This is a genomic window from Allobosea sp. GW822-FHT03F07, assembly GCF_058801345.1.
Window position 1 is genome coordinate 208,024 of record NZ_JBXAND010000001.1, and the last position, 18,707, is coordinate 226,730.

20 protein-coding genes are annotated in these 18,707 nt (G+C 67.8%); 8 read left to right on the forward strand and 12 right to left on the reverse strand.

What is annotated here, in order from left to right:
- Complete coding sequence (locus AC1RMY_RS01045; protein WP_492862083.1) at window positions 1-1,728, forward strand: ABC transporter ATP-binding protein/permease; 1,728 nt, start codon at window positions 1-3, stop codon at window positions 1,726-1,728.
- On the opposite strand, the gene pgi is transcribed toward AC1RMY_RS01045, so the two are convergent.
- The 11 genes from pgi to proB form a co-directional block, all read right to left on the reverse strand.
- On the reverse strand, window positions 1,707-3,332 hold the full coding sequence (pgi, locus tag AC1RMY_RS01050) for a glucose-6-phosphate isomerase (RefSeq protein ID WP_492862084.1): 1,626 nt from the start codon (window positions 3,330-3,332) through the stop codon (window positions 1,707-1,709). The genes AC1RMY_RS01045 and pgi overlap by 22 nt on opposite strands.
- Window positions 3,333-3,457: 125 nt before the next feature.
- Window positions 3,458-4,216 carry a transporter substrate-binding domain-containing protein gene (locus AC1RMY_RS01055; RefSeq protein WP_492862085.1) on the reverse strand — a complete coding sequence of 253 codons (759 nt, stop codon included), beginning with the start codon at window positions 4,214-4,216 and terminating at the stop codon, window positions 3,458-3,460.
- Window positions 4,217-4,245: 29 nt separating this feature from the next.
- Window positions 4,246-4,755 (reverse strand): RNA pyrophosphohydrolase, encoded by a 510-nt coding sequence (locus AC1RMY_RS01060; RefSeq protein WP_492862086.1) that lies wholly within the window; start codon window positions 4,753-4,755, stop codon window positions 4,246-4,248.
- Window positions 4,752-5,846 carry a divergent polysaccharide deacetylase family protein gene (locus AC1RMY_RS01065; RefSeq protein WP_492862087.1) on the reverse strand — a complete coding sequence of 365 codons (1,095 nt, stop codon included), beginning with the start codon at window positions 5,844-5,846 and terminating at the stop codon, window positions 4,752-4,754. The genes AC1RMY_RS01060 and AC1RMY_RS01065 overlap by 4 nt, the downstream gene beginning before the upstream one ends.
- A gap of 330 nt (window positions 5,847-6,176) precedes the next feature.
- Window positions 6,177-7,517, reverse strand: coding sequence for a S41 family peptidase (locus AC1RMY_RS01070; protein WP_492862088.1), 1,341 nt, complete (start codon window positions 7,515-7,517; stop codon window positions 6,177-6,179).
- Entirely contained in the window at window positions 7,517-8,890 is a 1,374-nt protein-coding gene (locus AC1RMY_RS01075; protein ID WP_492862089.1) for a murein hydrolase activator EnvC family protein, read from the reverse strand. The genes AC1RMY_RS01070 and AC1RMY_RS01075 overlap by 1 nt, the downstream gene beginning before the upstream one ends.
- Complete coding sequence (rlmH, locus tag AC1RMY_RS01080; RefSeq protein ID WP_492862090.1) at window positions 8,887-9,366, reverse strand: 23S rRNA (pseudouridine(1915)-N(3))-methyltransferase RlmH; 480 nt, start codon at window positions 9,364-9,366, stop codon at window positions 8,887-8,889. The genes AC1RMY_RS01075 and rlmH overlap by 4 nt, the downstream gene beginning before the upstream one ends.
- A 51-nt stretch (window positions 9,367-9,417) precedes the next feature.
- Window positions 9,418-9,774, reverse strand: a complete 357-nt coding sequence (rsfS, locus tag AC1RMY_RS01085) for a ribosome silencing factor (RefSeq protein WP_492862091.1) — start codon at window positions 9,772-9,774, stop codon at window positions 9,418-9,420.
- A gap of 124 nt (window positions 9,775-9,898) precedes the next feature.
- Entirely contained in the window at window positions 9,899-10,546 is a 648-nt protein-coding gene (locus AC1RMY_RS01090) for a nicotinate-nucleotide adenylyltransferase (RefSeq protein WP_492862092.1), read from the reverse strand.
- A complete protein-coding gene (locus tag AC1RMY_RS01095) occupies window positions 10,543-11,784 on the reverse strand; it encodes a glutamate-5-semialdehyde dehydrogenase (protein WP_492863537.1) in 1,242 nt (413 codons plus the stop codon). Before AC1RMY_RS01095 ends, AC1RMY_RS01090 begins: the two co-directional genes overlap by 4 nt.
- Before the next feature lie 126 nt (window positions 11,785-11,910).
- Complete coding sequence (gene proB, locus AC1RMY_RS01100; RefSeq protein WP_492862093.1) at window positions 11,911-13,053, reverse strand: glutamate 5-kinase; 1,143 nt, start codon at window positions 13,051-13,053, stop codon at window positions 11,911-11,913.
- Window positions 13,054-13,359: 306 nt separating this feature from the next.
- On the opposite strand from proB, the gene AC1RMY_RS01105 reads away from it, so the two are divergent.
- The 7 genes from AC1RMY_RS01105 (at window position 13,360) to AC1RMY_RS01135 (ending at window position 18,175) form a co-directional block, all read left to right on the forward strand.
- Window positions 13,360-13,569: a cold-shock protein gene (locus AC1RMY_RS01105; RefSeq protein WP_054143126.1), complete on the forward strand. Its 210-nt coding sequence runs from the start codon at window positions 13,360-13,362 to the stop codon at window positions 13,567-13,569.
- Window positions 13,570-13,719: 150 nt separating this feature from the next.
- Window positions 13,720-13,983 (forward strand): 30S ribosomal protein S21, encoded by a 264-nt coding sequence (gene rpsU / locus AC1RMY_RS01110; protein ID WP_066723523.1) that lies wholly within the window; start codon window positions 13,720-13,722, stop codon window positions 13,981-13,983.
- A gap of 85 nt (window positions 13,984-14,068) precedes the next feature.
- The gene (locus AC1RMY_RS01115; RefSeq protein WP_492862094.1) at window positions 14,069-14,449 is read left to right on the forward strand and encodes a DUF6481 family protein; all 381 of its coding nucleotides are present in this window, start codon (window positions 14,069-14,071) and stop codon (window positions 14,447-14,449) included.
- A gap of 238 nt (window positions 14,450-14,687) precedes the next feature.
- Complete coding sequence (locus AC1RMY_RS01120) at window positions 14,688-15,014, forward strand: hypothetical protein (RefSeq protein ID WP_492862095.1); 327 nt, start codon at window positions 14,688-14,690, stop codon at window positions 15,012-15,014.
- Window positions 15,015-15,312: 298 nt separating this feature from the next.
- The gene (locus AC1RMY_RS01125; protein ID WP_492862096.1) at window positions 15,313-15,873 is read left to right on the forward strand and encodes a sigma-70 family RNA polymerase sigma factor; all 561 of its coding nucleotides are present in this window, start codon (window positions 15,313-15,315) and stop codon (window positions 15,871-15,873) included.
- A 96-nt stretch (window positions 15,874-15,969) separates the two neighbouring features.
- Window positions 15,970-16,647 (forward strand): anti-sigma factor family protein, encoded by a 678-nt coding sequence (locus tag AC1RMY_RS01130; RefSeq protein ID WP_492862097.1) that lies wholly within the window; start codon window positions 15,970-15,972, stop codon window positions 16,645-16,647.
- A 76-nt stretch (window positions 16,648-16,723) separates the two neighbouring features.
- On the forward strand, window positions 16,724-18,175 hold the full coding sequence (locus AC1RMY_RS01135) for a S8 family serine peptidase (protein ID WP_492862098.1): 1,452 nt from the start codon (window positions 16,724-16,726) through the stop codon (window positions 18,173-18,175).
- 11 nt (window positions 18,176-18,186) lie between these two features.
- On the opposite strand, the gene AC1RMY_RS01140 is transcribed toward AC1RMY_RS01135, so the two are convergent.
- Entirely contained in the window at window positions 18,187-18,654 is a 468-nt protein-coding gene (locus AC1RMY_RS01140; protein WP_492862099.1) for a YybH family protein, read from the reverse strand.
- Window positions 18,655-18,707 lie beyond the last annotated feature (53 nt).

Genomic DNA, 18,707 nt, shown 5'->3' on the forward strand with positions numbered 1-18,707 from the left:
GTGCTGCGCCATATCGCCCGGCTGGCGAGGCTGTGCATCCAGGGGCCGGGGGGTCTGCTGGGCGTGTTCCAGTTCCTCGTGATCGTCGGGCTCGGCCTGATCGGCGTGCGGATCAGTGTCCTGCTGATCACCTGGAACGCCGATTTCTACAACGCGATCCAGAAGCTCGACGTGCCCGCCGTGCTGCAGCAGATCCGGGTCTATTTCGGCCTGACAGCGATCTCGGTCGCGCTGCATCTGGCCTCGGCCTATCTGCGCCGGATGCTGCAGATCCGTTGGCGGCATTCACTGACCGAGGCTGCGCTCGAACGCTGGCTCTCGGGCAAGGCCTATTGGCATCTGCGCGACCGCACCGAGGCCGGGCTTGAGAATCCCGACCAGCGCATCGCCGAGGATTGCCGCATCTTCGTCGACAAGCTCACCGACGAGGCGCTCGACCTGATCACCCGCATCGTCGGCCTTATCTCCTATGTCACAATCCTTTGGTCGCTCTCGACCTTCGCGCTTACCTTCACCTTTGCAGGCTTCGACATCGAGATCCCCCACTATATGGTCTGGGCCGCGCCGATCTATGTCGCGATCGCGACCTTCGTCACGCATGGGCTGGGCGCGCCGCTCAAGAAGCTCGATTTCGAGCAGCAGCGGCGCGAGGCCGATTTCCGCTTCGCGCTGACGCGGCTGCGCGAGAATGTCGAGCCCGTGGCGTTGGCCGGCGGCGAGGCGGCCGAGCGCAGCCAATTGTCGCGACGCTTCGCAGCGCTGGCCGGCAATTGGCGGGCGCTGGCCAATCGCGAGCTGATCCTCGGCTTCTTCTCGCGGCCCTATTTCCAGACCGTGCTGACGATCCCGATCTTCCTGGCTTTGCCGGCCTATCTCGCCGGGCGCGTTACCTTCGGCGGGCTTATGCAACTGCGCTCGGCCTTCCAGAACGTCGTGACGACGCTGTCCTGGTTCATCTTCTCCTATAAGGACCTGGCGCAACTCGCCGCGACGGCGAGCCGGCTCAGCCATTTCCTCGCCGCCGCGGAAGCGGCGAGTCGGGCGGACGGAACCTTCGGGCCCGAGATCTCGGAGGGGGAGCGCTTCCGGACCAACGGTCTGACGCTGGCGACGCCGGACGGGCGGGTACTCGCACCGTTGCCCGAGCTGGAGCTGAAGCCGGGGGAGACTTGCTGGATCACGGCGCCGTCGGGTTTCGGCAAGAGCACGCTGGTCAAGGCGCTGGCCGGCCTCTGGCGCCATGGCGAGGGTTCGATCGAGCGCCCGGCCGCTTCGATCAGCTTCGCGTCACAGCAGGTCTATCTGCCGCTAGGCAGCATGGCGGCGGCGCTGGCCTATCCCGCTCTGCCCGCGGCGTTCAGCGAGGCGGACTGCAAGCGGGCACTGGAAGCGGTCGGTCTGGCGCAGCTCTGGACGGCCGATGAGCCCGAGTGGCAGCGCGTGCGCCACGGCCTGTCGGGCGGCGAGCGGCAGAGGCTCGCGCTGGCGCGGCTGCATCTGCACAGGCCGGCCTGGATCGTGCTCGACGAGGCGACCTCCGCGCTCGACGAGGCCGCTGAAAGCGAGATCCTGTTCGGGCTGCGCAAAGCGATGCCGCGGGCGACCTTCGTCCTGATCGCGCACCGGCCGCCGCAGGGCATCGGCGCCTGCCGGACCCTGCGTCTGGCCGAAGCCGATGACGAGGCTGCGGCTGAACCGGCCTCCGCTCAGCTGGTGGCGGTCAGGTAGCGCGCGAGGCCGGCCGTCGAGGAATCATGGGCGTCCGCGGGCGCCTTGCCCTCGATCACCGGGAGCAGGGCCGTCGCCAACTCCTTGCCGAGCTCGACGCCCCATTGGTCGAAGGCGTTGATGCCCCAGATCGCCGCCTCGACGAAGACGCGATGCTCATAGAGCGCGACGAGGCGGCCGAGCGTGAACGGGTCGAGCTTGCGATAGGCGATCGTCACAGAGGGGCGATTGCCGGGGAAGACCTTGTGCGGGGCGAGCGCATCGATGGCATCAGGTGCCAGGCCCTGCTTCGCGAGGTTCTCGCGGGCCTCCTCGAGCGTGCGGCCCTTCATCAGGGCCTCGCTCTGCGCCAGGCAATTGGCGAGCAGCAGGCGGTGATGCTGGGCCAATTCCGGCTCATGGCTCTCGGCCGCGACCATGAACTCGCAAGGGATCGTATCCGTGCCCTGGTGGATGAGCTGGTAGAAGGCGTGCTGGCCGTTGGTGCCGGGCTCGCCCCAGACCAGCGGGCCGGTCGGCCTCGTGACGGGCGAGCCGTCCCTGCGGACGCGCTTGCCGTTCGATTCCATGTCGAGCTGCTGGAGATAGGCCGGCAGGCGCAGCAGGCGCTGGTCGTAGGGCAGGATGGCGCGGGCCGGATAGCCGCAGAGATCGCGATGCCAGATGCCAACGAGGCCGAGCAGGACCGGCAGGTTGCGGTCCATCGGAGCGTTGCGGAAATGCTCGTCCAGAGCATGGGCGCCGGCGAGGAACTGGCGGAAATTCTCCGACCCGATCGCGATCATCACCGGCAGGCCGATCGCCGACCAGACAGAGTAGCGCCCACCGACCCAGTCCCAGAAGCCGAAGATGCGGTCGGCCGCGATGCCGAAGGCGCCGACCTTGTCGAGCGCGGTCGAGACCGCCGCGAAATGGGCGCCGACGGCCTTCTCGCCGAGCGCGCTGGCGATCCAGCGCCGCGCGGTCGCGGCATTGGTCATGGTCTCGATGGTGGTGAAGGTCTTGGAGGCGACGATCACCAGCGTGCGGGCGGGATCGAGCTTGGCCAGCGTGTCGGCGATATGGGCGCCGTCGACATTGGAGATGTAGTGCAGGCGCGGTCCGTCGTGATAGGGCGCGAGCGCCAGCGTCACCATGACCGGGCCGAGATCAGATCCGCCGATGCCGATATTGACGACGTCGGTGAAGGGCTTGCCGTCGGAAGAGGCGATCGCGCCGCTGCGCACGCCCTCGGCGAAGGTCGCGAGCCGGTCCAGCGTCGCATGGACCTCAGGCATCACATCGGCGCCGTCGGCCATGACGCGGCTGCCTGCCGGCGCGCGCAGCGCGGTGTGGAGTACGGCGCGCTTCTCGGTGGTGTTGATCGCTTCTCCCGCAAACATGGCGTTGCGCTTGCCGGCGACATCGGCGGCCTGCGCCAGCTTCAACAGCAGGCCCATCGTCTCGGAAGTGACGGCGGTTTTCGAATAGTCGAGCAGCAGGTCGTCGAGGCGGGCGGAGAAGCTGTTGAAACGGGCGGCATCCTCGGCGAAGAGGCTGCGCAGCTGACGTTCGCGCGTGGCCTCGCGATGATCGGCAAGCTGCGCCCAAATCTCGTCCTGCACGCTGAAACTCCTGTTCGTGTCACTGGGTCGGCAACGCGGCCGCTGCGGCAACCCGCGAGGCGGAAGGCCGGTTCCGGAAGGGCGGCTCGAAGGGTGGGCCGCGAGGCGACGGGAATCAACCCCGCTCAGCCCTCGGCGACGCTCAGGTCATGGACGCCATGTTTGCGGATCAGTTCGGCAATGAGGCCCGAGGCCTTTGCGTGTTCGACGAAGCGGGTGAGCCAGGCGATGGCAGCTTCGTTACCATCGCCGCTGCGGGGAACGCCGATCGCCTGCCGCACGGCCATGAAACGGCCGTCGAGGATGCGCGCGCCTGGCAGCCCGGCGAGATCCGAGGTCAGCCTGGCGCGCAGGCCGGCGAGCGCCTCGAGCTTGCGGTCGCGGAAATCGGCCAGCGTTTCGTCCATCGTGCCGGTGCGGACGAGTTCGGCCCGGTGGATGTTGCGGTCGAGCCAGAGGCCGTAGGCGGTCTTGCCGGTGACGGCGATCCGCACGCCGCGCGCATCGACCTCGCCGATGCTGGTCAGCCTGGAGCCTGCTGGCACCAGATAGGTCGCCTCGATCTCGGCATAGGCCGGCGTGAAGGCGATGGTCTCGGCACGCTGGGGTTCGGCGCCGATCAGGCCGATGTCCCATTCATCGCGCATCGCCGCATCGGCGAGCAGGGCCGGGGAGGCGTAGGGCACGTAGCGCAGCGCGACGCCGAGCGTGTCGGCGATGGCGCGCGCGATGTCGGGCGAGACGCCGGCCGGGTCGCCATCCTCGGTCCGGGCCGAGACGAGCAGGAAGTTCGAGAGGTTGATGCCGGCGCGCAGGATGCCGCCGGGCGCGAGGCGCTCGCGCAGGGACGGGGAGACAGGCCCGAGATCGCTGTCAAACCGCATGTCGTTTTCCTTCGGGGCGCACCGAGCCGTCAGCCGGCAGCGAAGGGGGCGAACAGCGCCGCGACCTCGCGATAGACGCCCTGCTTGAATGGGATGATGAGTTCGGGCGTCCTGTCGAGCCGTTCCCAGCGCCAGGCGTCGAACTCGGCCTTGTGGCCTCCGGCTGGACTTGCGATGTCGATCTCGCTGTCGGGTCCGGTCAGGCGGAAGGCGAACCATTTCTGCGCCTGGCCGCGCCAACGGCCCTTCCAGGCCTCCTTGCCGATGTCGGCGGGCAGGTCATAGGCGAGCCAGCCAGGCGCCTCGGCCAGCAGGGCGACGGAGGTGACGTTGGTCTCTTCCTGCAGTTCTCGTGTCGCGGCTTGCAGGGGCGTCTCGCCCTTGTCGATGCCGCCTTGCGGCATCTGCCATTCATGGCCTTCGGCGACATGTTCCCGGAGCGACCTGTTGGCGCGCCGGCCGACGAAGACGAAGCCCTGCGCATTGAACAGCGCGAGACCCACACAAGGGCGATAGCCTTCCGGCGGCTTCTGCATCATCTCAGCGATCCGGTCGTCTTCGGGCTGCGCAGGCCTCGCGCTGCGCTGATAGGCACGATCACGAGGTCCTTGCCTTCCAGCGATTGCGCCCAGCGCGTGATGCGCTCGATCGTGACGGGCAGGGCGCTAGCGCTGGCGACGGCGAGACCCTGGTCGCGCGCCATTGCCTCCAGAGCGGCCAATTCCTTGTCGATCGCATCGGCGCGCGCGACCGTGTCGATGACGCGATCGACCTTCAGCGCCGGGATCTGGGCGCGAATGGCGGAAGAGGCGAGCAAGCTGCGCGCGGACGAGCCGTCGTCGATCACCATCAGCCCGCGCCCGGCGAGCTCGCGCAGGATCGGGGAGAGGGCGGCGTCGTCCGAAGTCAGCCGTCCGCCGAGGAAATTGACGATGCCGACATAGCCGGTGAAACGGCCGAGCACCCAGTGCAGCCGGTCGACATTGTCGGCCGATTTCGGGCCGGTCAGCAGGGTGTGGGGGCCGGGATCGTTGTCGGGATAGTCGAAAGGCTCCATCGGGAGCTGGAGGAAGACTTCATGGCCTTCGCCGCGCGCGCGCTGGACGGTGCGCTCCAGCTCCGAGCCATAGGGCGCGAAGGCGAACGATACGGCGCCGGGCAACTTGCTGATAGCGTCCGCCGTGCCGCTCTGGCTGATGCCGAGACCGCCGACCAGGATAGCGATGCGCCCGGCGACCCTGCCCGCCGGCGGCGGGCCGGGCGGGCGGGCATAGACCTGCGCCGGCGTCGCACCATCTGGCCCGATCTTCGGCAGCAGGCCATGGCGCGTGCGCTCGACCAGACGGCTGTCCGGCGCCGTTGCAAGCTTCACCGTCGTCGGGCTGTCGGGGATGGTGATGACGATGGCGCCGGGTGCGTCGGAGCCTGGACGCACGACGGTCACGCCGGATTCGCTTTCGAGTTGCCGGGCGCTCGATTGCGCGCGGGCGACGGGCGTCGACTCGGGCTGGGCGGTGACGGGAGCCTGTGCCGGGGCGGTGCGCTTCTCGATCAGGGCGGTCGCCATCGGCTCGCCGCCATCAGGATCGCGCCGGATGGCGATGATCAGGATGACCGACGCCCAAGCCAAGCCGATCGCGCCAACGCAGGCGAACGCCAGCCAGCGCCCCCATGGCCTGCCGTGGGGCCTGGTGCGGTCCTGGCCAAGTGGCCGATTGAGCTCAGTGAGCGGCGTTCCGGCCAAGCGAAGCCGTCCTCAAGCTTGCGAAGCGGGTCCGAATCAGTCGCCCGCAAGGCGCGAGTCTGTCAGATTCCGATCGAATCAGACAGCCTCCCGCCCGCCTTGTGGCTTTTGCCTTCTCGAGAAAGCGTTTCCCGACTTTTCCAGGTTAAGCCTGGTCGTCGCACTCGGGCCGTCCGTCGGACGGGGCAAGCCGGGCGGGATGTATTCTGCCTGCTATCAGTTCGGTTTGGGCGCCTCGGCCGAGGGCGAAGCCGCCGGAGCCGCAGCATCCTTCTTGGCACCGCGAATCTGGTTCAGCGCCGCGATCAGCTGGGTGTCCTTGGTCGGGTCGTTGGGGACGTAGGAAGCCGAGCCGGACTGCTCATCCTTGCCGTCGCCCGACTTCAGATGCCCCTTCAGCGAAGCCTCGCCCTTGTTCTCGGCAAGCTTGTCCTTGAGCTCGGCCGGAATCTCCTGGACGACTTCGATGTCCGGGGTGATGCCCTTGGCCTGGATCGAGGTGCCAGACGGGGTGTAGTAGCGCGCCGTCGTCAGGCGCAGGCCGCCATTGCCGGCGAGCGGGATCACGGTCTGGACCGAGCCCTTGCCGAAGGAGCGCGTGCCCATCACGGTCGCGCGCTTGTGGTCCTGCAGGGCGCCGGCGACGATCTCGGCGGCCGAGGCGGACGAGCCGTTGATCAGCACGACGACCGGCTTGCCCTTGGTCAGGTCTCCCGTCTTGGCGTTGAAGACCTGGGTCTCCTCGGCGTTGCGGCCGCGCGTCGAGACGATCTTGCCGCGTTCGAGGAAGGCGTCGGAGACCAGCACGGACTGGTCGAGACGCCCGCCGCGGTTGTTGCGGAGGTCGATGACGTAGCCCTTGATCTTGTCGGCGCCGATATCGGCGTTGACCTTGTCGATGGCTTTGCGCAGGCCCTCATAGGTCTGTTCGCTGAAGGTGCCGATGCGGATATAGCCGATGTCGCCTTCGACACGCTCCTCGACGGCCGGAACCACGATGGTCGTACGCGTCAGGGTGAATTCGAGGGGCTCGGTCTTGCCTGGACGCTCGACCTTGAGCTTGACCTGGGTGTTGATGATGCCGCGCATCTTCTCGACCGCCTGGGTCAGGGAGAGGCCCTTCACCTCCTGGCCGTCGATCTGGCTGATGATGTCGTTGGCGAGGATGCCGGCCTTGAAGGCTGGCGTGTCGCGGATCGGCTTGGCGACCTTGAGCACGCCGTCGTCCATCGTCACCTCGATGCCGAGGCCGCCGAACTGGCCGCGCATGTCGGTGTCCATGTCGCGGAAGGACTTGGCGTCGAGATAGGACGAGTGCGGATCGAGCGAGGAGACCATGCCGTTGATCGCGGCCTCGATCAGCTTCTGCTCGTCCGGCTTTTCGACATAGTCGGTGCGGATCTTCTCGAAGATGTCACCGAAGAGGTTCAGGCTGCGATAGACCTCCGCCGAGGCCGCGACCGCGCTGGTCGAGGTCAGCAGGCGCGTCTGCGTGACCAGTCCGGTCAGCCCCGCGCCGAGGACGGCTCCGGCGAAAACGAGAGAAACCTTGCGCATCATCCGCGAACCTTTTCGCCAAGCGGTTTCGTCCACCACGGCGCCGGGTCGACCGAAACACCGTCTTTTCTGAACTCGATATAGAGAACCGGCTGTCCGGCTCCCGAACCTACGATCGTCGCAGCAGCTTCCGACGTTTCACCCATAACCGCAACCGGCTCCCCCGCGAGGACGAACTGGTTCAGCGCGACGTCGATCCGCTGCATGCCGGCTAGCAACATATAGTATCCCCCGCCGGCATTCAGGATCAAGAGTTGCCCGAATGACCGGAACGGCCCTGCATAAACCACCCAAGCGTCCGAAGGTGCCGAAACTAGGGCGCCGGGGCGGGTCTCCAGAGAAATTCCACGTGTGGTGCCACCAGCACCGTCCGAATCGCCGAATCCACGCAATTGTGATCCAGCTGCAGGCAGGGGAAGCAAGCCGCGTGCCTCGGCGAAGGCGATCTTCGGGCTGAGCCGGGCGGGATCCTTGAAAGCCAGCGCCGCCATGCGCTGGCGCTGCTCGCGGGTCTCGTTCTCCAGCGCCTGTCGGGCCTGCTCGGCGGTGCGGTTGGCGACCGAGATTTCCTTTTCCATGCGTTCGACGAAGTCGCGCAGGGTGCGGGCCTGGGCTGCCAGCTCGCCATCCTGCCCGCGCTGGGCCTCGGCGTCCTTGGTCGCGCTCGCTTCGCGGGCACGCCTGGCTTCGACCAGTGAGGCAAGCCGCTGGCGTTCGCTCGCGAGTTGCTCCATCTCGGCTGCGATCGCCTTGCGTTCGTTGCCGATGCCCTCCCTTAGCCGGACGAGCTCGGCCAGATCGGTGCCGAGGACCTCGATTTCCTGGCGCAGGTCGGGCACTACGGCGCCGAGCAGCATCGAGGCTCGTACCGCTTCCAGAATATCCTCGGGGCGCACCAGCACGGCCGGCGGCGGGCGCCGGCCAATGCGCTGGAGAGCGGCCAGCACCTCGGCGATGAGCCCGCGCCGGCCTTCAAGCGAGCGGCGGATGGCTGCCTCGCTCGACTGCAGCAGCGCGAGCCGTTGTTCGAGCGCGCTGACGCGCTGCTCGGCGCCCTGTGCCCGCGCGGTGGTGTCGAGCAGAGCCTTGTTGAGGGCGGCGCGGTCGGCGCGGATGGCGGCAATCTCGGCTTCGAGTTTCGCACGTGCCTCGGCATTGCCGGCAAGTCGTTGCTCGATCGCCTTGAGTTCGGCCTCGCGCGCCTGCTTCTCGACCAGCTTCTGCATCGCCTCGCGGGCGAGCGCATCGGGGTCCGGGGCCTGTGGTTGTGCGATGGCCGGCGCGCAGGACAGCGACAAGGCGATCAGCAGGGCGGTGCTGTGCCTGGTCGTGCCGGCTTGTGATCTGCGAATCAGATGCCGGAAAGGGCTCATGCGCGATGATAGGGGTGTCCGGCCAGGATCGTCATCGTCCGGTAGAGCTGTTCGAGCACGAGGACGCGGACCAGTTGATGCGGGATCGTCAGCGCGCCGAATGCCAGCGTCAGCCCGGCCGCGGCGCGGATCTCATCGGCGAGGCCATCGGCGCCGCCGATGACGAGGCTGGCCGATGCTGTCCCGGCATCGCGGGCGGCTGCGATACGGGCGGCGAAGGCGTCGCTGCTCTGGCTCTTGCCGCGTTCGTCGAGCGCGATCACCAGCCCGGGGGCGAGCCTTGCGGTGATCGCGGCGGCTTCGTCGCGTTTGCGCTCGTCAGGCCTGCGCCCGCGGCTTTCGGGGATTTCGATGATCTCGGGCCCGGTCAGGCCGAGGCCGCGCCCCAGCGTGACCGCTCGCTCGCGGTAACGCTCGCATAGTTCCCGCTCCGGCCCGTCCTTGAGGCGGCCGACGGCGATCAGGGCAAGGCGCATTCTTCCCGCTTCAACCAGGCTTGCAGCTTCAACCAGGCTTGCGGCTGGTCGTCAGCTGACCAGGCGCTCGTTCGGCCTGTCGGCGCCCCACATCTTCTCGAGATTGTAGAACTGGCGCACTTCCGGGCGGAAGACGTGGACGATGATGTCGCCGGTGTCGATCAGCACCCAGTCGCAGGCCGGCATGCCCTCGACCTTGGGCGCCGGCAGGCCGGAGCCCTTGATCGCCTCGATCAACGCATCGGCGATGGAAGCGACATGACGGTTCACCCGGCCGGACGCAATGATCATCGCATCCGCCAGCGAGGTCTTGCCGACCAGGTCGATGACCGTGACGTCTTCGGCTTTCATGTCTTCGAGAACGTGCAGTGCGAGGGCCACGCTGTCGGCAGAGGGGTTCTCCGACACAGCGGCATGGGGAAGCGGCTTCGGCTCGGCTTCGCCAAGGGGTGAACGGTTCAGTTCCGTATCCTCACATGTTCGACGCGCTCATGGCGCGACGATGCGAAAATACGCTGGATCAGCCCAAAATTCAATCGCGTTCGGCCTGTTCGCGCAACATCGTCGAGGAGAGCTCCGAGCGACGGCCATGCAGGAAGAGCCAGGCCGGCGGCTTCGTCCGGGCCAGCGCGGCGCCCTGGCTTTCCGAAATCCGCCAGCGCGACAGCCAGTTGGCGGCAGGCGATGCGACCGAGCTGTGGGTCGATCCGGGCCGGTCGATCACGGCGATCGGCATCATCCGGGCGATGGCGCGCCACTCGTTCCAGCGGTGGAAACTGGCGAGATTGTCCGAGCCCATGATCCAGACGAAGTTCACACCCGGGCAGCGCCGCTTCAGGGCCCGAAGCGTATCGGCGGTGTAGCGAGTGCGCAGCATCGCCTCGATGCCGGTGACATGGATGCGCGAATGGTCGGCGAGCTTGCGGCTGAAGCGGACGCGCTCGGCCAGTGAGGGCAGGGCGGTGTTGTCCTTGAGCGGATTGCCGGGCGTCACCAGCCACCAGATGCGGTCGAGCTGGAGCCGGCGCAGGGCGGTCAGGCTCGCCATGCGGTGGCCGTCATGGGCCGGGTTGAAGGTGCCGCCGAACAGGCCGATCCGCAGCCCGGGGGCATGCGGCGGCAGCCGCAGATGGTCCGTCGTCACGGGAGGAGTGCGCGTCGCCGCGGGATCATATGTCACGGTCGGGTCTGGCCGTTGCCGTGGACGCGGTACTTGAAAGAGCAGAGCTGTTCGACGCCGACTGGCCCGCGCGCATGCATGCGGCCGGTGGCGATGCCGATCTCCGCACCGAAGCCGAATTCGCCGCCATCGGCGAACTGGGTCGAGGCGTTGTGCAGCACGATGGCCGAATCGACCTCCGCCAGGAAGCGAGCGGCGGCGGCCTCGTCGGCGGTGACGATCGCGTCGGTGTGATGCGAGCCATGGCGCTCGACATGGGCGATCGCCTCGTCGAGCCCAGTCACGACCTTCACGGCGATGATCCGGTCGAGATATTCCGTCGCCCAGTCCTCTTCGCCAGCCGGCGTGACGCGCGCATCGATCGCCTGCGACTGTTCATCCCCGCGCACGGCGCAGCCGGCGTCGAGCAGTGCCGTGACGAGCGGGCGCAGATGCGTGCCCGCGCAGGCCTGGTCGACCAGCAGGGTCTCGGCCGACCCGCAGACGCCAGTACGCCGCAGCTTGGCGTTGAGGATGATCTCGCGGGCCATGGCGAGATCGGCGCCGGCATGGACATAGACATGGCAGTTGCCGTCGAGATGGGCGAAGACCGGCACGCGGGCATCGCTCTGGACGCGGGCGACAAGGCTCTTGCCGCCACGCGGCACGACGACGTCGATATTGCCGTCGAGGCCTTTCAGAATTTCGCCGACGGCGGCGCGGTCCCGCGTCGGGACGAGTTGGATCGCGTCGCCCGGCAGGCCGGCGCTCTCCAGCCCCTGGCGCAGGGCTGCGGCAATCTCGGTCGCCGTGCGGAAGCTGTCGGAGCCGGCGCGCAGGATCGCGGCATTGCCGCTCTTCAGGCAGAGCGCACCGGCATCGGCTGTAACGTTCGGGCGGCTCTCGAAGATCACCGCGATGACGCCGAGCGGCGTTGCGACGCGCTCGAAGCGCAAGCCGTTGGGCTGAGTCCAGGTGGCGAGGATCCGGCCGAGTGGGTCGGGCAGATCGGCGACGCTGGCAACCGCTCTCGCCACATCCTCGAGCCGGTCGGCGTCGAGCAGCAGCCGATCGATGAAGGCTGCATTCTGGCCGATGGCGCGGGCTTCGGTGAGGTCCTGCGCATTGGCAGCCAGGATCGAAGCCGCGCTGTCGCGCAGGCTTGCGGCCATGGCCTGCAGTGCCGCGTTGCGCTGCGCCTCGGGCGCGAGCGCGATCAGCCGCGCAGCGGCGCGGGCGCGTTGGCCCAGCGCACGCATCTGCGTAACGACGTTCAACTGCGTGGCGGCCGCGTCGTCCTCACGAACGCCGCCGCTGGTCGAGACCTTGCGGAGCGCGCTTTCGCTCGTCATTTCCACCCTGCCAAACGCCATTGCGGTGCAACCTTAGCCGACGCCGAGCGCCATGTCGTCCCGGTGGATCATCTCGGCGCGGCCGGGATAGCCCAGGATCGCCTCGATGTCGCGGGATGCCTTGCCGAGGACGAGCGCGGCCTCGTTCGCATCGTAGGCGACGAGCCCGCGCCCAAGCACGCGGCCCTCGGGATCGCGGATCAGCACGGCGTCACCCCGGGCGAACTCGCCCTCGATCCGGCTGACGCCGACTGGCAGCAGGCTGGCGCCGCCGCGCAGCGCCCGGGCCGCGCCGGCATCGACATGCAGCGAGCCGCGCGGTTCGAGCGAGCCTGCGATCCAGGTCTTGCGCGCGGTTGCGGGCGTCGAGGCGGTGAGGAACCAGGTGCAGCGCCCGCCTGTGGCAATGGAGCCGAGCGGGTTCTTCGGCCGTCCGTCCGCGATCAGCATATGCGTGCCGCCGGCAGCCGCGATCTTGCCGGCCTCGATCTTGGTGCGCATGCCGCCGCGCGAGAGTTCGGAGGCCGCGCCGCCAGCCATCGCGTCGATCTCGGGCGTGATCTTTTCGACGAGCGGAATGTGTTGCGCCTGCGGGTCGCGCGCGGGCGGGGCGGTGTAGAGGCCGTCGATGTCGGAGAACAGCACCAGCAGGTCGGCGCCGGCCATGGTGGCGACGCGGGCGGCGAGCCGGTCGTTGTCGCCATAGCGGATTTCGCTGGTCGCGACCGTGTCGTTCTCGTTGATCACGGGAATCGCGCGCAGGTCGAGGAGCCGACCGAGCGTGGCGCGCGCGTTGAGATAGCGCCGGCGCTCCTCCGTGTCGGCCAGCGTCAGCAGGATCTGGCCGGCGGTCAGCCCGTGATGGCCGAGCGCTTCCGCCCAGGTCCGCGCCAGAGCGATCTGTCCGACGGCGGCGGCGGCCTGGCTTTCCTCAAGGCGCAGCGGGCCGGAGGGCAGCCCCAGCACGGTGCGGCCGAGCGCGATCGCGCCCGAGGAGACGACGAGAACATCGGCGCCGCGCTGATGCAGTTCGGCGAGGTCCTCCGCCAGCGCCGCGAGCCACGCCTGGCGCAGGCGGCCGCGGGCGCGGTCGACGAGCAGACTGGAGCCGACCTTGACGACGATGCGGCGGAACTGGTTCAGCGAGGGCGTCTGCACGGGCGAGGACGTCTGCACGGGAAGGGAACCGGACGGGTTGGCGATCTCGAAGCCTGCCTGTTGGCGAAAAGCGCGTCATTGTAAAGCGTCTGCGCCGATTGGCCGTCGCGCGGCCCACGCATTCGCGCGACAGTTGCATTGACATTGTGGTTTCGAGCGCCCATATGGGGCACGTCGATATTTAGGCCGAACGACGTGGCCTCGTGAACGACTTGGCCGCGCGCATAAGAATGCGCTTGCTGACGACCTTCCCGCTAAAATTCGAAAAGCTGGCGCACGGGCTCCTTCGCGCGCCTCAACAATAATGCCGTGAAAGGGTTCGTCATGAGCGCCGGTACAGTCAAGTGGTTCAATTCGACCAAGGGTTTCGGTTTCATTCAGCCGGATGATGGCGGTCAGGACGTGTTCGTCCACATCAGCGCCGTCGAGCGTGCTGGCATGCGCGACCTTCGGGAAGGTCAGAAGATCTCCTATGAGCTGACGCAGGACAAGCGTTCGGGCAAGATGTCGGCCGACCAGCTCCGCGCCGAGTGAAATCAAAGCCGCGTCTGCGGGCAGTGAGATCAGGCAGGGCGACCGCGGATGTACCGGCGCCCACCATTTCCTGCCCCGGAGATGCGGCACGATGAAGGGTCGGGGACTATGCCCGGCCCTTTTTCCTTCCTCCAACCGCAGGAGAGACACATGCAGGTTCTCGTTCGCGACAACAATGTCGACCAGGCCCTCCGCGTCCTGAAGAAGAAGATGCAGCGTGAAGGTGTCTTCCGCGAGATGAAGCGCCGCTCGGCTTATGAGAAGCCGTCCGAGAAGCGCGTCCGTGAGAAGGCGGATGCCATCCGCCGCGCCCGCAAGGTCGCCCGCAAGCAAATGCAGCGCGAAGGCCTGATCGCCGCACCGAAGCCGAAGCCGCGCCCGGTGCGCGCTGGAAGCGCACCCGCGCCGCGCTGAATTCGATACCAATCGGGCGCATTTTGGATTATTGCGCCCCCGCGGGCCGAGAATGCGCTCGTGACAACCCGAGAGAAGGCAACCCTTGAAGAACCCGAACGACCGCAGCTTCACTGATCGTCAGGCCAATTCCGCAGCCGCCAAGAAGGCGCTCCTCGAGCGTTTCAAGGCCAGGCCCGGTCCGGATGACCCGATCATGCAGCAGCGACGCGCGGAACGCGAAGCCGTCGCCGCCGCCCGCGCCGAGCGCGAGGCCGAGAAGGCCGCCGCCCGTGCCGAGCAGGAGCGTCTCGCCGAGATCGAGCGCGCCCGCCTGGCAGAGGAAGAGCGTATCGCCGAACTGGCGCGCGAGGCTGCACGCAAGGCCGAACAGGCCAAGCGCGACGCCGAACGCCCGCGCAAGGTGCTGCTCGAAGCCGTCCAGTACATGCAGATGCGTTCGGCCGGCAAGGGCGGCCGCCGCTAAGATAACGCCGATGCCGGGCACGCTCCTTCGTTCCCGGTGCGATGCTGACGGGGTTTCGCGTGTACGCCGATGGCGGACTGGGCTCGGCAGTCGACGATTCCGGTCAAGGCCGCCGTGTTCTTCGAGCGGGCAGTGCCTGGACCGGCGTGACACGCCTTTCTTCCGGAGCCGGGTCGCTTCGGGCCATTCGGCCTGGATCGGGAATCCGGCTTCCGCCGCACAATTGGAGCGAGCCGCCATGGCGACGCGAGGCCTCTCCCCCGACGAGATCAAGCGTCGTGCGCAACTCGCTTTCGACAAGGCCGATGCGCGCAAGCAGGAAGCCTCGCGCGCAATGGAGGCCGAGCAACTAGAGCGCGACGCCGTTCTGCAAAAGACGGCGCGCCTGAAGGCGCTGCGCCTCGCCAAGGAAGCGGCCGACGCCGAGACTGCGGCGATCGTTGCGGCCGAGCAGGCACGGGCCAAGGCCGAGGTCGCCGAAGCCAAGGCGGCCGCCAAGGCGGCGAAGTCTGCAAAGGCTACCGCTGCGGTCAAGCGTGTCGTGAGGGCCAGGCCCACCCCCTGACGGCCACCGCAAGGCCTGCGGCGGGTAGCTCGCGGAAAACCGGCTGTGACGCTGCAAATCGCGTCCTCCTGAGCACTTGCGAGAAATCCCTCCTGAACGATCCGATTTTCGGTGCGGCGGAGCTCCCTGCCCGCGCGACATCCCATATTCCGATGCTCGAAACGTCACTTCCGGTTGACCATCGCTGGCGATGACGTATGGAAAGTCGCCGCGGCCAGATTAATCTTGCTGCCGTTTGAACCTTTTCCACGCTCGCCGCGACCAACCCTTGCGAGCCGGATGTCAGGCCTCGAGGGCAATGCATACGGAATCGGACGAAGAACTCGTCAAACGTATCGCCAGTGGCGAACGGCTCGCAATGAAGGTGCTGTTTTCGCGGCATCAGACGCGGGTTTATCGCTTCTCTCTGCGCCTGCTGCGCGACGAGACGATGGCGGAGGATGTGACCGGTGACGTCTTCATGGATCTCTGGCGCCAGGCCGATCGTTTCGAGGGTCGTTCCTCTGTCACGACCTGGCTGCTCACGATCGCGCGCAACAAGTCCTATTCGGCCTTGCGCAAGCGGCGCGACGCCGGTCTCGACGATGAATTCGCCGAAAGCATCGAGGACGACGCCGACGACCCGGAGGTCGTGCTGCAGAAGCAGGACAAGGGTCTCGCGATCCGTGCCTGCCTCGGCAAGCTCTCCCGCGAGCATGCCGAGGTCATCGATCTCGTCTATTATCACGAGAGTTCCGTCGAGGAGGTCGCGAAAATCGTCGGCATCCCCGAGAACACCGTCAAGACGCGGCTCTTCCATGCCCGCAAAAAGCTGGGCGAGCTGCTCAAGGCTGCGGGGATCGACCGCGGCTGGCCTTGAGCCGAGACCGGACCCGAAGCGGGTTCGCGATGATCTGCCGATGCCTTGCCGCCGTCCGCCTTGCCACCATCAATCGGTCCGTTCCGGAGTTCAGTCATGACCGACACCATCGCGACCGATCCGAAGCGCGCGGAACTCGAACTGCTCCTGCCGTTCTATGCCAGTGGCCGGATCTCGGCCGCCGACAAGGCGCGCGTCGAGGCGGCTCTGGCCAGCGATGCCGAACTCGCCCAGCGGCTCGACATCATCCGCGACGACATGGCCGAGACGGTGCTGCTCAACGAGAGCCTCGGCGCGCCGTCGCCGCGTGCGCTCGACCGGTTGATGGCCGGCATGGAAGCCGAGCCGCGCAAGCTCGGCCTGCTCGCGGCCGCCAAGGGCGGCTTCATGAGCCGGCTGGGCAATCTGCTCGCGGCGCAGCCGCCGCGCCGGCTGGCCTGGGCCGGGGCCGCGGCCTGCGCGCTGATCGCGATCCAAGGCGTGGCTCTGACCGGCGTCATCCTGCGCGAAAGGACCGGCTTCGAGACCGCCTCGGCGCCATCGCAGTCCTCCGAGCGCTATGTGCTGCTGAGCTTCGCCTCGGATGCGCGGGCGGGCGACATCGCCTCCTTCTTCAAGCGTTTCGACGCATCGGTCGTCGATGGTCCGCGCGCCAACGGCTATTTCAAGGTTCGCGTCGGCGATGCTTCGCTGACCCAGGCCCAGGTCGACGCGATCGCCGCGCGGATGAAGTCGGAGGCTGCGATCGTCCGGTTCGTCGCGCCGGCTCCCTGACAGTGCGTGGCCGGTGACGGATCGTCATCATTCTGCTAAGCCGTCGCTGCATCCGAGCGTATCGGGAGAGCGCATCATGACGTTGCCCCGCCCCCTGAGCGATCATCGCGCCACGCCGGCCCTGCAACTGGCCTGCGGCGGCTGCCTTGCTCTCATGCTCGCTCTGGCTACCGCCCCGGCTCTGGCGCAGCAGCCTGGCCCCGGAGGCGGCAATACGCCGGCCGCCGGCTCGTCCGGGCAGACCAGGGCGGTGACCGTGCCGCCACCGGCATGGCAATTTCCGTTTGGCGCAGTGCGCCCCCGCACGGTCGTGCCGGCTGCGGACGAGAATCGTTTCGTCCCGGGCGAAATCCTGTTCGAACTGGCGCCCGATGCCCAGGCCGAGACCGTGCTGCGGCGCTATGGCGCGACCCTGATCACCAGCCGGCGAGTCGAGCTTGCCGGCACGACGATCATCCGGGCGCGGCTGGAGGCCGGGCGCGATCTGCGTGCGGTGCTGACGCAGATGGCGGACGACAATGCCATTGCCGGGGCGCAGCCGAACTTCACTTACGAACTCCAGCAGGAGATGGCGCAGCAGGTCAGCACGACGGCGTCCGGCGGAGCGCGCCCGGATGTTCCGACCCTGCGCCTGTCCGATCCGGCGGCCGTTCGGGCGACGCCCGCGCCGCGCCGCGAACTGCCGCCGCAATATGTCGTCGACAAGCTCCGGCTCGGCGATGTTCACAAGCTCGCGCGCGGGAATGCCGTCCGCGTCGCGGTGATCGATTCCGGCGTCGATGTCGGCCACCCGGAGTTGCGCGGAGCGGTTACCGGTCTCTACGACGCGCTCGGTGAGGAGTTCATCCCGCATGCGCACGGCACCGCCATGGCGGCGGCGATCGTGGCGCAGGGGCAGTTGCAGGGCGTCGCACCGGCGTCGCGCCTGCTGGTGGCGCGGGCCTTTTCCGGCCGCGCCAGCTCGGCCTCGGCCAGCGGCACAAGCCTGCATATCATGGCGGCGATCGAATGGGCGGTGAACCAGGGCGCCCGGGTGATCAATCTCAGCTTCGCCGGTCCGGAAGACCGCCTGCTGTCGCGCGGCCTCGCCGGAGTGGCGGCCAAGGGCGTGATCGCCGTCGCCGCAGCGGGCAATGGCGGGCCCACGGCCGCCCCACTCTTTCCGGGCGCGGACCCGAATGTGATCGCGGTCACGGCGACCGATGCCGACGACAAGATCTTCGCGCGGGCCAATCGCGGGGCCTATGTCGCGGTCGCGGCGCCGGGCGTCGACGTGCTCGCAGCCGAGCCGCAGGGGCGCTACGCCTTCTCCTCGGGCACCTCGATCGCTGCCGCCCATGTCTCGGGGCTCATCGCGCTGGTGCTGGAGAAGCGGCCGGATCTCGATCTCGCCGGCGCGCGTCGGCTGCTGACCGAAAGCGCTGTCGATCTGGGCTCGAAGGGGCGCGACCCCGTCTATGGCGCCGGCCGTATCGATGCGGCCGCGGCGCTGGCGCGAGCCTTGCCGGTCACAGCCTCGCGGCCCTGAAAGGTTGCGGTTTACGCCGTCGCTTTGGCGTTGCCGCCGAGGCGCTTGGCCGGCTCGTATTGCCCTTCGAGCCGGTTGGCATGACGGTGCAGCAGCCGCCAGCCACCTCCCTCGAAGCGGAAGACATGGGTGACCCGGTTCGTCCATTGCGTCGGCTTGTCCATGCCGGGCAGCGTCACGTTGAAGGTCTCGATGTCGGTCGTATAGGCGAGCTCGGTCCCGACGATGGTCGTGACGTTGTCGTGACTGACGGTGCCGCCTTTGAACTGCTGTCCGGCCCAGTCCCAGCGCTTGGAGATGTCGCCCCAGCCCTTCTCGTAGCCGCCCCAGCCATACATGCTGGTCGCATCGTCAGCATGCGAATAGATCGCCTTGATCGGCCCGACATCACCATTGGCGACATGGGCGAGCGCTTCGCGCAGCTTTGCCAGGGCCGAGGGGAAAGCCTCCGCTGCCGATGTGTTCGATGATCCGCTCATGCCTGCCTCCATCGGGCGTGGAGCTTAGCATGGCGCAGGGCTGATCCAACAAG